The organism is Gordonia sputi NBRC 100414 (assembly GCF_000248055.1).
In the GTDB taxonomy this organism is placed as follows: Bacteria; Actinomycetota; Actinomycetes; order Mycobacteriales; family Mycobacteriaceae; genus Gordonia; species Gordonia sputi.
The window spans coordinates 59,930-72,175 of the sequence record NZ_BAFC01000065.1 but is presented as its reverse complement, the minus strand read 5'-3'; the positions used below and the strand labels follow the sequence as shown (position 1 = coordinate 72,175).

General features: G+C 66.9%; 12 protein-coding genes. 6 read left to right on the top strand and 6 right to left on the bottom strand.

Translation table 11 applies throughout. The features are described 5' to 3' along the window. Positions 1–11 precede the first annotated feature (11 nt). Entirely contained in the window at positions 12–407 is a 396-nt protein-coding gene (locus GOSPT_RS11305) for an ankyrin repeat domain-containing protein (RefSeq protein WP_039855714.1), read from the bottom strand. 64 nt (positions 408–471) lie between these two features. Between GOSPT_RS11305 and GOSPT_RS11300 the strand changes: the two genes are divergently transcribed. Together GOSPT_RS11300 and GOSPT_RS11295 are read left to right on the top strand one after the other, a co-directional pair. Continuing rightward, positions 472–1,764 carry a septum formation family protein gene (locus GOSPT_RS11300; protein ID WP_039855690.1) on the top strand — a complete coding sequence of 431 codons (1,293 nt, stop codon included), beginning with the start codon at positions 472–474 and terminating at the stop codon, positions 1,762–1,764. A 14-nt stretch (positions 1,765–1,778) separates the two neighbouring features. Then, positions 1,779–2,129, top strand: a complete 351-nt coding sequence (locus GOSPT_RS11295) for a metallopeptidase family protein (RefSeq protein ID WP_005206192.1) — start codon at positions 1,779–1,781, stop codon at positions 2,127–2,129. A 549-nt stretch (positions 2,130–2,678) separates the two neighbouring features. Here the strand turns inward: GOSPT_RS11295 and GOSPT_RS11290 are convergent. Both GOSPT_RS11290 and pheA read right to left on the bottom strand, forming a co-directional pair. After that, a complete protein-coding gene (locus tag GOSPT_RS11290; RefSeq protein ID WP_005206191.1) occupies positions 2,679–3,350 on the bottom strand; it encodes a histidine phosphatase family protein in 672 nt (223 codons plus the stop codon). Next, entirely contained in the window at positions 3,350–4,333 is a 984-nt protein-coding gene (pheA, locus tag GOSPT_RS11285) for a prephenate dehydratase (RefSeq protein WP_039855688.1), read from the bottom strand. The genes GOSPT_RS11290 and pheA overlap by 1 nt, the downstream gene beginning before the upstream one ends. Positions 4,334–4,571: 238 nt before the next feature. Between pheA and GOSPT_RS11280 the strand changes: the two genes are divergently transcribed. The 4 genes from GOSPT_RS11280 to GOSPT_RS24720 all read left to right on the top strand — a co-directional run bounded on the left by GOSPT_RS11280 (position 4,572) and on the right by GOSPT_RS24720 (position 10,566). After that, positions 4,572–5,375: a DUF2470 domain-containing protein gene (locus GOSPT_RS11280; protein WP_039855686.1), complete on the top strand. Its 804-nt coding sequence runs from the start codon at positions 4,572–4,574 to the stop codon at positions 5,373–5,375. A 669-nt stretch (positions 5,376–6,044) separates the two neighbouring features. Continuing rightward, positions 6,045–6,860: a CPBP family intramembrane glutamic endopeptidase gene (locus GOSPT_RS11275; RefSeq protein ID WP_039855685.1), complete on the top strand. Its 816-nt coding sequence runs from the start codon at positions 6,045–6,047 to the stop codon at positions 6,858–6,860. A 547-nt stretch (positions 6,861–7,407) separates the two neighbouring features. Continuing rightward, a complete protein-coding gene (locus GOSPT_RS11270; RefSeq protein ID WP_005206183.1) occupies positions 7,408–8,595 on the top strand; it encodes an LCP family protein in 1,188 nt (395 codons plus the stop codon). Positions 8,596–9,072: 477 nt separating this feature from the next. Then, on the top strand, positions 9,073–10,566 hold the full coding sequence (locus GOSPT_RS24720) for a MinD/ParA family ATP-binding protein (protein WP_414652006.1): 1,494 nt from the start codon (positions 9,073–9,075) through the stop codon (positions 10,564–10,566). A gap of 17 nt (positions 10,567–10,583) precedes the next feature. Here the strand turns inward: GOSPT_RS24720 and GOSPT_RS11260 are convergent, their stop codons facing one another. The 3 genes from GOSPT_RS11260 to GOSPT_RS11250 form a co-directional block, all read right to left on the bottom strand. Beyond that, the gene (locus GOSPT_RS11260) at positions 10,584–11,141 is read right to left on the bottom strand and encodes an RNA polymerase sigma factor (protein WP_005206179.1); all 558 of its coding nucleotides are present in this window, start codon (positions 11,139–11,141) and stop codon (positions 10,584–10,586) included. A gap of 125 nt (positions 11,142–11,266) precedes the next feature. After that, positions 11,267–11,698: a hypothetical protein gene (locus GOSPT_RS11255; RefSeq protein WP_005206178.1), complete on the bottom strand. Its 432-nt coding sequence runs from the start codon at positions 11,696–11,698 to the stop codon at positions 11,267–11,269. 81 nt (positions 11,699–11,779) lie between these two features. After that, a complete protein-coding gene (locus GOSPT_RS11250) occupies positions 11,780–12,196 on the bottom strand; it encodes a CD225/dispanin family protein (protein ID WP_005206176.1) in 417 nt (138 codons plus the stop codon). Positions 12,197–12,246: the final 50 nt, after the last annotated feature.

Below are 12,246 nucleotides of genomic sequence, written 5' to 3'. Positions count from 1 at the left end.
CGTTGCCGCGCCTACTGCCAGTGCCCGCGATAGTCGGCTCGGCCGAACATCGACGCCGCGTCGTCGGCGCTCGGGGTTCCCGCGAAAGGGTCGGCTCCGGCCTTCACCAATGCCGCGACGACGTCGTCGAATCCCTTGAACACGGCACCCGCAAGGGGCGTCTGGCCCTTGTCGTTGGCGAGGTCGGCGTCGGCGCCGCGCTCGGCGAGAGCGGTCACCGCCTCGACGTTCCCGTGGTAGGCGGCGAGCATCAGCAGCGAGTCACCCGACTGATTGCGCAGGTCAACGGGCACTCCGGCGTCGAGGTAGGCGGCAAGCGATGCGGCGTCGCCCGAGCGGGCCATGTCGAAGAGTCGTCCGGCCAGTTCCTGGACGTCGGCACTCGGTTCGGGGTCGTCTGCGCTCACCCGTCCGAGTCTAAGCACAGGTATCGGCGCACCCGGACGCTCGGAAAGTGCATGATGGATGCCGATGAACGACGATCCCGACAAGGTGTCCGACGACGAGACGCCCGACCCCTCGGCGACCGACCACGTCGAACCGGTCACCGAGCAGCTCGAGCCGGTCACCGAAGAGTTCGAACCCATCGCCGACGAAGCGGGTGTTGAGGCTGGGGCCGGTGAGAGTGACCGACCGGAGGCCGAGCGACCCGTCGCCGACGACGCCGCCACCGCAGAACCCACGCGTCGACGCGGGGTGACTGGAGCGCTCGCCGCGAACCCGATGCGGGTGGTGCTGGCGGCGATCGTGATCGGTGCGATCGTCGCGGGCGGCATCGCGTTTGCGCTCGGCTCGTTCACCGACAACGGGAACGTCGGAAGCACCGACATCGGCGAGAACGAGCGCCTGACACAGAACGCGTTCACTCGGTCGGTCGCGGGCGACTGCCTCGATTGGCCCGACGGGCAGCCCGGCCAGCCGTCGAAGGTGGGGTGCGACCAACCGCATCGCTTCGAGGTTGCCGGTCCGCTCAACACCGCGGTCCTTCCCGGATCGGAATTCGGCGACTCCGCGGCGTGGCCCGGCGCCGAGCGATTCGCCGCGATCCGCGACGAGCAATGCCCGGTCATCGTCGACGACTATCTGCAGGGCAAACTCGATCCCCAGGGGCGCTTCTCCGTCGGCATGATGTTCCCCTCACAAGCGCAGTGGGACAAGGGCGCTCGCGAACTACGCTGCGGACTGCAGCAGACCGGCAAGGGTGGTCAGCCCGACCAGGTGACCGGCCGCGTCGTCGACAACGACCAATCGTTCTCGTGGCCACCGGGCACGTGCATCGGTATCGATCAGCAGACTCGACGCCCCACGGTGCCCGCCACGGTCGTCGGCTGCAGTGAGCCGCACGCGTTCCAGACGACCGGCATCGTCGACCTGTCTGCACGTTTCGGCAACCGGACGTCGGGCAAGCCGTGGCCGCAGATCGACGAGCAGAACAAGTTCTTGGCCGGAATCTGCCCCGCGCAGGCGCAGCGATTCCTCGGCGGCAAGGAGAAGCTCGACGCCACCACGCTCAACACGCAGTGGTCGGTGATCAGCGAGCCGAGCTGGCTCGCGGGCAGCCGCAAGGTGGTCTGCTACATCGGGTTGCCCGACCGCGGCGGATTCGCGACGCTCGTCGGCGACGCGCGCCAGACACTCCTGATCAACGGCAAGCTCCCGGCACCGCCGCCGCAGGCACCCCCCGGCCGAGTCCTGCCCACACCGGTCCCACTACCGCCCGGCATCCAACCGAACCCCGAAGAGGTCCCCGCCCCCGCGGGCTGATCAGGAGTACACCCATGCCCGTCGCCATGTCCGACGACGAGTTCGAGGGCCTGGTGTCCGATGCACTCGACACCATCCCGAAGGAACTGACCGACGCCATCGACAACGTGGTGATCCTCGTCGAGCCGAACAACCCCGAGTTGCCGAACATTCTCGGGCTGTACTCGGGCGTCGCGCTCACCAGCCGCGACCACGACTACGGCGGCTTCCTACCCGACACCATCACCATCTACCGCGAGCCGATCCTCTGGATGTGCCACACCCGCGAGCAGGTCGTCCACGAGGTCGCGGTCACGGTGATCCACGAAATCGCCCACCACTTCGGCATCGACGACGCCTGGCTCCACGCGCACGGCTGGGGCTGAGGGTAGGAGCGCGGCGCGTCGGAGTTGGGCGCGGGCCGGGGCGCGGAGGTCGCGCCGCGTCGCGCAGAAACTAGGGGAAAGAACCTTTCCCCGACTCTTGTGCCTTTGCTCGAGTTGTTTCTCGCGCAAGGGCACGGGACCCGGGGAAGAGCCACGCCAGCGCGCTGGAACTAGGGGAAGAGTTGCGCGACGTCGCGCAGAACCCCGCCGACCTGCACGGCGCAGCGCTGAACCCGGCGGTGGGTGCACCGCGCCGCGCAGAAACTAGGGGAAAGATTCTTTCCCCGACTCTCGTGCCTTTGCTCGCGTTGTTTCTCACGGAAACGTACACAACCCGAGGAAAGAACCCTTCCCCTACTTCCCGCACCCCTACTTCCCGCACCCCTACTTCCCGCACCCCTACTTCCCGCACCCCTACTTCCCGCACGACGGCGCGCACGCCCCGCGGGGCTGAACCCCCAGCGGCACAAACCTTCCCCTACTTCCCGCGCGTCGGAGCGCCGGCACGGCCCGCCCCGGTCCCACGCAACCGCCGCGCGCCCCGGCCACCTACCCCATCGGGTCGGCGACGAGGGGCTCGTCGACGAGTGCGAACGGGGCGCGGGTGGCGCCCCAGCGGTGCGGGACCCACAGGCCGTCGGTGTACTCCAACTCGACGGAGCCGGTGTTGGGCAAATGCGTTGCGGCAGCGAACTTTCCGTCGATGCCCGCGAGGTGTGCGGCGACGAGTCGAATCGCCGCGCCGTGGCTGACCAGGTACACGTCGCGGGCGTCGGGTCCGCTGAGGTAGCGCTGCGCGAGATCGGTGACCGCGGGCAGGTACCGCTCGAACACCATCGTGAGCGACTCGCCGCCGGGGATCGGGGCGTCGGGGTCGCCCGAGTACCAGCGGTCGAGGATCTCGCGGAAGGCGCCGTGCGCCTCGTCGTCGGTGCGGTCCTCGAGCTCGCCGGCCTGCACCTCGTGCACCCCGGGCACGACTTCGGCGTCGGCGCCCCACACCGACGCGATGACCTCTGCGGTCTGCTGGGCGCGCGTCGCCTGCGAACTCAGCAGCACCGGCCCGGCGTCACCGGTGCGCTCGACCTGATTCTCCAAGCCGTACCGAACTGCTTGTCGCACACCGAAATCGGTGAGCGCGGCGCCGGGTAGTGCGGTGTCGAGTCGACGCATCACGTTCGACGTTGTCTCGCCGTGGCGAACCAAATACAGACGGGCCATCAGTCATCACCATCCTCGACATCTCCATCTCCTCGACGCATCGCCGAGACCCACTCCATGCCCGGTCGATGATCCGGCGGCGGCGAGCCGATCACGCCGCGCGCCGTCCACGACCCCAGATACACGATGTGCTCGGCGTCGCGATAGAGCGCTTGAAGCGCTTCGGCCACCGCGTCGTCGTCGATATGTCCGACGGCATCGAGGAAGAATCGATACTGTCCGGGATTGGACTCGCCGGTATCCGGATCGCGCCGAGGTCGAGATTCGATTCGAGTGAGATCTATTCCACGCGAAGCGAATTGATTCATCGCCGACATGAGGCTACCGGGCTCGTTCGGCAGTTCGAGGATCACGGCGGTGCGGTCGGTGCCGGTCGGCGGCGGAGGCGACACCGGTCTGCCGACGAGGAGGAATCGCGTCGTGGCGTCGACAGCATCCGACACGTCGTCGGCGATCACGGTCAGCTCCGACAGTTCTGCTGCCAGGCGCGTGGTCACCGCGGCGTCGACCTTACCGGCGGCAACATCTTGTGCCGCACCGGCATTCGATGACGCGATGACGAATTCGGCTCCCGGATAGAGCTTTTCGACGGAGGATCGGACCTGAGCCGACGCGACGGGGTACGCGGCGATCCGTTTCACCTGCGACGCATCGATGGCCGTGGGAGCGGCGATGGCGAATGCGACGTCGAGCACGGTTTCGGCGACGACCTGCACACGCTTGGAACCGTCGGGGACGAGCGCGTCCATCGTCGCCGGTACCGATCCCTCGAGCGAACTCTCGATGGGGACGCACGCGAAGTCGGCGTCTCCGGCGCGGACCATCGCGATCGCGGCGGCCGGACTGGGCGCCGCCACCTTGGACACCTCGTCACTGTCGTCGCGGCGCGGAACCCCTGCGGCGCCCGTTTCGGTCGCGAGGATCTTGTCCAACGCCATCTCGGTGAAGGTCCCTGCCGGACCGAAGTACGCGAACACTGACACGACCCGAGCTTAGTCGACACAAAGTGAACATCTCCCTGACCTGCGCAGACAAACCGTCGACCGTCGACGAAACGTCGAAGAAGCGCCCGCTCGACGCCGAGCGCTGCACCGAAAGCGGCAGCCCCCTCGTCAGATTCCACGCGATTGCAACCATTGACGGATCACCCGAAGCGACTTTAGGTTAGGGTTACCTATTATGAGCTGGACAGCACATCAGCCGACCGGGAGTGAGTACCGCATGACACGAGCCGTCACCGACAGACCGACGGACGCCGAGGTCATCGCCACCGCATGTCGAAGGGCGGGAAGCGCGATGCTGGCCGTCGAATCACCCGTCGAGCCGTCGCAGAGTGCACTGCACAGCCACGAGGCCGACCTCGCCACCCCGACCCAGGTCGACCTGGTCCACCTCTTCGACACGCAGGCGTTCATCCTGGTCCCCACCGGGGGACCGGCGATGCGAGCGGCCGTCGAGAGTCCCGACGGCTTGCCCGCGATGGTCGAGGTCACCGACTGCGCACCCATCGACCTGCGCGAACGGGTCCGCTCCCTGATCTGGCTCAACGGACGCCTGCACCACGTCCCGGCCAATCTCGAACGCGACCTCGCCGTCGAGATCGCCACCGAGCACCCCGACGAAGGGCTCCTCGACATCGGACACGGGCGGTCGATGATGCGACTGCAGATCGAGACCGCCGTCGTCGCATGCGGCGCGGGTGCGGCGTCGGTCGCCGCAGACGAACTCGCTCGCGCAGAGCCGGATCCGTTCTGGGAGTACGAGAACGACTGGATCAGTCACCTCGACGCCGCGCACGCCGACATCGTCGACCAACTCGCACGTCGACTTCCGCGTCACCTGCGGCAGGGCCGGGTACGCCCACTCGGACTCGACCGCTTCGGACTACGGTTCCGCGTCGAGGGTTCGGCCGGCGACTCCGACGTCCGACTTCCGTTCCCCCATCCGGTGAACGACGTCAGCGAGTTGTCGCGCGCGCTGCGCAACCTGGCCGGTTGTCCGTTTATGAACAGCCTGCCGGATTAAACAAGACTACCCCCGCCCAGTCGAATCAGAAGACCCCCTCGTCTCGATCGGCTGGACTGCCAGGGCGCGCGGTCGGGAGGGCTGCCGACCGCGCGCCCGACTCTTCCCCGGGTTCCAGCGCGGCCGCGCGACTCTTCCCCTAGTTCCGGCCCGCGCGCTCAGCTCTTCCCCTAGTTCCGACCCGCCAGCTCGGCTCTTCCCCTAGTTCCGGCCGGCCCGGGCGGCTCTTCCCCGAGTCCCTTCCCCTTCCGCGCGAAACAACGCGAGCAACGGCACAAGAGTCGAGGAAAGAATCTTTCCCCTAGTTTCTGCACGACGGCCCACACCCACAGCGGCGGTCAGCCCACCGCCGCGCAACTCTTCCCCGGGTTCCCGACTGACGGCGCGACCCTTCCCCGGGTTCCAGCGCGGCCGCGCGACCCTTCCCCTAGTCGCTTGCCCTTCCGCGCGAAACAACTCGAGCAAAGGTACAAGAGTCGGGGAAAGAACCCTTCCCCTAGTTTCTGCACGACGGCAACGCACCCCACGGGGTCCAGCTCGCCGCCGCGCACTCTTCCCCTAGTTTCTGCGCGACGGCCACGCACCCCCACGGGGTCCGGCCCACCCGCGCGACCCTTCCCCGGGTTCCAGCCCAACCCCGCCCCAGCCCGGCGCCGTAGGCTGTCGGCCATGGTCGACGTGAGGCGCGGGGTCGGTGCGATCCTCCGACCAGCGCCGCAGCGAGTCGTCGAGGTGGTCGACGACCCCCGCGAGCGGCGTGCGTTGATCGTCGAACTCGTCATCGTCGGCGTGCTGACCTTCGGTTTCTCGGCGATCTCGGCGATCCTCTCGCTGATCGAACTGCAGCTGACCAGCGGTGTCGGCAACGCGACGGTCGCACTCAATCCGAGCCGCTCGTCCGTCGGGCTGATCGATTTCCTGCGGCAGCTCATGAGCGTGCTACGACTATTCGCGATCGCCGGACTGGGCGTCTATCTCCTCTGGCGGTCCGGCCTGCGCCTGCGCACCGTGGGACTCGCCCGCCTCAGCGGCCGCGACGTCCCGCCGGGTCTTGTGCTCGCTGCCGCGATCGGACTGCCCGGGTTGGCGCTCGTCGCCGCGGCACGAGCTCTCGGAATGAACGCTCACCTCGTCCCCAGCGAGGTCGACGGTCCGTGGTGGCATTGGCCGGTGCTGATCGCCATCGCAATCGGCAATGCCGCCGCAGAGGAGATCATCGTCGTCGCCTACTTCATCACGCGGCTGCGACAGCTCGGCGCGTCGGAGAACGCGTCGTTGGCCGCGAGCGCCCTACTGCGTGGGGGTTATCACCTGTACCAGGGTGTCGGCGCGGGCATCGGGAACGTCGTGATGGGTCTCGTCTTCGGGCGCTACTACCAGCTCGCCAACCGGGTGTGGCCGCTGGTCATCGCGCACGCGGTGATCGACGTCGTGGCGTTCGTCGGGTACGCACTGCTCCACGATCACCTCGGTTGGGTCGGCTGAGCACACGCGATCGGCCCGTGCGCTGTGTGAATGACGCTTGGTGCCCAGGCGCCCGCGTACATTTGATCTGATGAACGAGCCAGATCCGCGCTACATGCGGCGCCGCGGTGGTCCGTCGCCGCACGAGCAGCAGCCGCGGAATCCGGCGCCCGTGCCGCCTGGAAGAGACCGCGCTCCCGCAGGTCAGCGGCGAAATCCCGCACCGCAGCCGCCCGCTGACCAACGACCTCGCACTCCCGCACCGCATCCCGCTCGCCAGGGCGACCCACGGCAACAGGGACAGCCTCGACGTCCCGCGTCCCCAAACGGCGCCCATCCAAACGCCGCACCCCCGAACGCCGCACCCCCAAATGCCTACGACCCGACCCGCCAGGTGCCGGGGGCCAACGGAAACGATCGGGGTCGACGCGCTGCGGAGTACCAGCCACCGTTGGCGTGGTCGGCGGCGCCCGATCGTGCCCGGCCCCCGCAACCGAGTCCTCGACGCCCCGCGCCTCCCGGACCCTCACGACAGCCCTCCCCGCGCGGCGCAGATCACGCCGGACCCGTGAACCCCAAGCCCTCGCACGCCGCGGTCGGCGCAGCAGCGGGTGCAGCGGCGGGTGCCGGTGCCGCACGCGCGTACGCGCCGACGCAAAAGCCCGAGCCGGTGTCGCCCGACGACCGCCGGTCGCGCGGCGGATCGTCTGCTCCCCCGCGACGTCCGGATCGTGGTCAGACCGCAGCCCCCGCGTCGCCAGCTCGACGCCGCATGCCGAAGTTCCGTCGACCGAAGCTCGGCCGACCCAGACGCATCGGCAGGATCATCCTGATCATCCTGCTCGTGATCGTCCTCGGGTCGCTGGGACTGTTCTTCTACTACGACAGCAAACTGCACCGCGTCGACGCTCTGCCCGGTTACGCTGGCCGTCCCTCCGACACCCCCGGCACAACCTGGCTGATCGTCGGCAGCGACTCCCGCGAGGGATTGACCCAGCAGCAGAAGGACAATCTCGCGACCGGCGACAGCGACGGGTCACGCACCGACACCATCATGCTCGCGTACAAGCCCCCCAGCGGTAAGGCCACGCTGATCAGCATCCCGCGCGACCTCTACGTCCCGATCCCCGGTCAGGGCAGCTACAAGATCAACGCGGCCTACAACTTCGGCGGTCCGCAACTGCTGGCGAAAACCATAGAGCAACTCACCGGCATCCGGATCGACCACTACGCCGAGATCGGCTTCGGCGGGTTCGACACCCTCGTCGACGCTGTCGGCGGCGTGAACATCTGCATCGACCAATCGCTCCACGACCCCAAGGCGGGACTCAACCTGACCAAGGGGTGTCACGATCTCAACGGGCAACAGGCGCTCGGTTTGGTCCGCACCCGAGCATTCCCCAACGCCGACCTCGAGCGCGTCGTCAATCAGCGAAAGTTCTTGTCGGCCTTGATGTCGAAGGCCACCAGCCCAGGCGTGCTGCTCAACCCGTTCCGCCTGTTCCCGTTCATCAGCGGTGCGGTCGACGGCTTGACCGTCGACAACTCGACGCACCTGTGGAACCTGGGCATGCTCGGGTGGTGGCTCAGCGATGATCCGATCACCACGACCACACCGACCGGCGGTCCGGAACAGACCGACGACGGCGACTCACTTGCCGTGGGAGACAACACCAAACAATTCTTCGACGCCATCCGCTCGGGCCAGCAGATACCGAAGGACCTGCTGTCCGATCAGGGCGGCGCGATCGGGTGATCGGGTGATCTCGCACGATCACACCTGGGGACCGGCTGGTTGTTGGTCGGCCACTCCGACCCGATCGAAATTAGGACTGCGCCGTCCGCCGCTCGAACCCCGCGCAAGGCCTTTCGCGCGACCGCTCAAGATCGCTGGCCACAGAGCGCAAGATTTTGTACTCGGACTTCAACATCCCGACGGGCTCATCCCTTTGGAAGTGCACCTCCCGGCTCGAAGCCCTCGATTGGCTGAAGCACTGTCATTGCCCCGACAGTGTCTGCACGTCCGGCACGCTGGCCCAGTCACCTACTTTCGATTCTCCGCGCTCGCCACATGCGTCCATTCCCAACCGGCCGACTTCGGCACGGATATTCGCACTCCAGCGCTCACCCTGGGTCACGCAACTGCGATTCAGCGCCCTCAGGAGACACCACTGTATTGTCGGGTCCGAACCCCGACATTGCGAGGCCAAACGTGACGGTCAACAACAACCAGGTGCCTACCGTACCCCCATGGCTGGGTGGCGGTACTCACGTCCCGCCACCTTCGATCGACGACGACGACGTCAACCAATCAGACACTGAGCAATACCAGCAGTCGCGTTCCGGTGGCGAGGAATCTGATGTCCGGGCAACCGTAGGTCCGGTGGTGCCGCCGACGCCGAACGTGCCCATACCACCCCCCGGCCAGCATCCGACAGTTCCTGAGGCCACGTCTGCGCTACCGCAAACGCCGCCAATTCCCTCGTGGGTCCCGCTGCCAACAACCACGGAGCGTCGGCCACCTACTGATCCGACTCACGCAGTGCCACCTCAATCACTGCCACCACACGCCGGCCCCCCGTTTGCCGCACTTCAACAAGGGCCGCCCCAACAGACCCCACCCGAGCAAGGCCAACCGCAGGGTGTACCCCATCAGTTCGGGGCCCCCACAGGATTCGGTGTCCCAACAGCATTCGGGGCCCCCACAGGATTCGGAGCGCCGCACTTCGGCGGACCCGTTGCGCCGCAGGATCAGTACGCACCCGGACTCGACTCCGGCATGCTCCTCCGCAAGGCACGTCGACCACCGCGATCGGGCTGGCGACGCACGGTGCACCGCATCTCCGGAGGCACGATCAGCCCCAGCGAGTCGCGCGCAACGGTGTATCACGACGAATTGGTCAGGCAGCTCAATGCTCCGGTCCACGGAGACTTCCGGATCGCGGTGCTGTCACTCAAGGGAGGCGTCGGAAAGACAACCACCACAGTGGGTCTCGGCTCGACGTTCGCCAGTCTGCGAGGCGATCGCGTGATCGCCGTCGATGCCAACCCCGACCTCGGGACGCTGTCACAGCGTGTTCCGCAGCAGACATCGTCGACGGTGCAAGACGTTCTCCTCGACGAGCAGATCCACCGCTACTCCGATGTCCGACGACACACGTCACAGTCTGCGAGTCGACTGGAAGTCCTTGCCTCCGAACGTGATCCGGCCACCGCAGAGACGTTCGACGAGCAGGACTACCGCACGGTGATTCAGGTTCTCGAGCGCTTCTACAACATCATCCTCACCGACTGCGGAACAGGACTGTCGCATTCGGCGATGGACGGCGTCCTCGACCTCGCGCACTCGTTGATCATCGTCTCGACGGCCGCCCTCGACGGTGCACGCAGCGCCAGCGCGACCCTCGACTGGCTAGAAGCGCACGGCTACGGCCACCTGGTGTCACGGGCGATTGTCGTCCTGAGCGGACCCCGACGTGGCAGCGCCAGCATCGATCTCACCCAACTGGCGCAACACTTCCTCGCACGAACCCGTGCCGTGCAGGTGATCCCGTTCGACGACCACCTGTCCGAGGGTGCAGAGGTCGATCTTGATCTCCTTGCCAAGTCGACGCGGCGCGCGTTCGTCGAATTGGCCGCAACTGTCGCTGAGGATTTCGCTCTTCTCGGCGACCACCGTCGTCGTGACTACGTTGATCCGCGGTCAGCACAGCCCTGGCAGCAGTAACGACATCCGAACGCGCGCTATGGCTCCACGGTCGTGTTGACGCGGAGATACTGTGCGAGCTGTGTGCGACCACGGTTGAGCCTGGATTTCACCGTCTGCACGCCGACGCCCTGATGCTCGGCGATGTCGGCGTAACTGAAGTCACCGAACTCGCGCAGAACGACGGCCTCACGAATATCGTCGGAAAGTTGTTGCAGCGCATCGCGTAACGCATCGCGCAGCGCGATTTGCTCGTCGAACCGAGGGGCCGAGTCATCGGCGTCGAGCGTCACCGGCGCCTCGGGATCGCTGAAGTCGGTGAGCGTGGTGTTCGCCTTACGCTTGCGGATCAACGCGAGCGCATTGTTGGCTGCGATCCGGTGCATCCAGGTGGAGAATCTCGCCTCGCCGCGGAACTTGTCGAGGTTGCGCCACGCGGCGAGCAGCGTCGCCTGGAGCGCGTCCTCGGCGTCGTGCTGGTTCCCGCAGATCTGCAAGCAGACGGCCCAGATCTGGTTGCGATGGGCGTTGACCAGATCCGCGAAGGCGCGTTGGTCGCCGTCGCGGGCAGCCATCACGAGTGCCGCTTCGTCCACAGATGCTCTCGATCAATCACACGCCTGCGCACCGGTGACGGGTGCCACCGGTGCGCAGACTACGTACGTTGTCCAGTACTTTGCTCATTGCGCTTGCTTCCCGCGCGTCATGCTTGTCGGTCGATTCACAGGTGGTAGTCGCCCCCGTCGTGATGTCCACTACCACCGTCGTGATCGCCGTAATCGTGGTCGGCGAGGTCGACGTCGTGGCCGGTCGAATCGTCGTGCTGCAACGTCGGATCGTCGTCGTGCAGGACCGCGGGATCGGCCGACACCGCACCGCCGTCGTTGTGGCCATCGCCGTTGTCGTGGCCGCCGTCGTTGTGACCGTCGTGGTTCTGGCCGTCTTCGTGATAGATGCCGTCCTCGACGACAACGCCGTCGTCAGCCGGCACGACGGGCTCGTCGTCCATGTCGGGGACGGTGCTGTCGTCGGCCGGGGCGTCGGACTCGAATGCTGCGTACAGCGCGTGCTCGAACACTCCCGGCGGAGGGGCCTGCACGTCGTCGGGCGAGATGCCCAGCGCAGTCAGGATGGAGTCGTCCTCAGCGCTCATCCGTGTCTCCTTCGTTCGTAGCGGGCGGCTGTTTGTTCGACTGCGCGCCGGCTTTCTCGGTTAGATGCTGCCAGGTGCGTGTCAGGCGCGGTAGGCCGACATCGATGACACCGCCGATGCGATCACCACGACGTAAAGCACGATCGAGAGCACGAACAGTACCGCGAACGCGATCAACGAGTACTTTCCGAGCTTCTTCGCCTGGTCGGACGCGTGCTGCGCGCCGACGCGGTCGCCGGAGAGCCAGAGCGTCGCGACACTGCCCGCATTGCTGAATGACGCGAAGGCCAGCGGCCAGAAGAAGAGCAGCGCCGCGGCCGCCCAACCCATGTTCGACGGCGGGCACGACGTCGACGGGTTCTCCTGCAGCGATGGGCGCTGCACGGAAGCCGCATTCAGGTCACGACCCGATGGCCGCATCACGGTGGTGCGGCCGTCGAGTCCGGCCTGGGTTGCGCCACGGTAAGCGGGCATCGGCTGGTTCTGGCTGGGGTACATCGCGTCTCCTCAGATCGTTCGGCGCGCTTCTCGCACCGTCAGAGATTGGA